Genomic DNA, 1598 nt, shown 5'->3' on the forward strand with positions numbered 1-1598 from the left:
AATTACAAGTTTTCTCATATATATTCCTTACTTATTTTTAATCTCATTAATCTTTTTATTTATATCTGAAATATTTAAAGATTTTTTTAATTCATCTGTTTTTATCTTTAAATCCTCATTTGCTATTTTGCTTTCTATTTGTAATTTAGCCTTACTTGCTTCCGTTTCTAATTTAATAGAAGTCTTATCAAGTTCATTGCTATCAATTTTTAATTTATATTGAGAATTATCAATATCCATAGTTGAATTTACTTGAGGATTTATTCTAGTTATTACATTGTTTTTATTATACACTCCTAGTAATTTACTATTCTGTAATTCAAATAAAACATCAGAAGTATCATTAATCTTACTATAACTAGCAAAATACGAATCACTTGGCTTTAACTTAACATAATTATTTTTCGTATCAGCATAATAAAATTCTTGAGCTGGGTTTGTATAAAATTCTGTAAAGAATTTAGTTTTCTCATTATCCCAATCAGCTAATTGCTTTCTATAATTTGAAGAATTAGTAAATTTTAAATTTTCTTTTATATTTAAAATATTTAAATCCAAACTACCATTTTTTGCAGTGTATTCAATTTGTTCTTTATTGACATAAGCAGTAGTTCTATAATGATCCGAAGTTGAATCTACAACAGTAGGAGCTTGAAAATTCATTGTATAGCCGTTGTATTCTAAATCTTCTATATCATATTCACGCATTTGTAAATAATTATGGTTCATAACAAAATATCTTAAATTATAAGCACTATCCCTACCATCTTTTTTAGTTTGCTCTTTTGAATAATAAGTTAAAAGTCCTCTTGATAAATCAAGTTCAGCGGCAGAATTTGTATTTGAGTAATAATTAATAGCTGTTTGATTATTTTTTTCTATATCACTTTTAAAACTATTCCAATCATCTTTTAAAGTTGTAAAATGAGATAAATCTGATTTGCTTAAATCATAATTAATACCAATTAATTGAGCTTTTAATTCATTTTTATTTGCACTAAAACTAGCATAATCTGATGAATATTCTAAATTCTTTTCAGCATTAGGCGTATTAAGACTAGTATTTTGCAAGTTATAATTTTGAGTTTTGATTTCTTTAGTTCCTAAATCAGAAACATTGTAGCTATTGCTAGTAAGAGTATTCTTTTTACCATCTAAAGTATAATAATCAAAAGATTTAACACTCTTATCGTTTTCTAATTTTCTACCATATAAATCAAGTGTCATAGTTCCTAAATTAAGACTTGCTGCACTTTTAGAATTTAAATCTTCTGAATAGTAATAATAACTATTTACATTGTTATTAGCAAAGTATTTATTAGGTATAGAAGGTTCTAATTTAGTCCATTCTTTTTCATCTTTAATCACTGGCACATCAGGTATTGCCACATTATTATCATTTGGCTTATTTTCTGGTGTGCTTGTATTATTATCAGGATTACTTGGCGTATCTGGTGTCGTATTTGGATTACTTGGAATAACTAAATCATCACTAGGTTTATTTGGAGCAATTTCTGGCACATTATCTGTATTTAAAGAATTATCATTTTTTGCAATGATTTCAGTTACTTCTTCTTTAATATCGCTTGCAATATTCA

1 protein-coding gene is annotated in these 1598 nt (G+C 25.3%); it reads right to left on the minus strand.

The annotated features are described in order from the left end of the window. Window positions 1–27: 27 nt before the first annotated feature. The coding region (locus AVBRAN12637_RS09645) for a hypothetical protein (protein WP_336615825.1) at window positions 28–1598 on the minus strand (1571 nt) is incomplete at its 5' end.

The sequence above is a fragment of the Campylobacter sp. RM12637 genome (assembly GCF_020137645.1).
GTDB lineage: Bacteria > Campylobacterota > Campylobacteria > Campylobacterales > Campylobacteraceae > Campylobacter_E.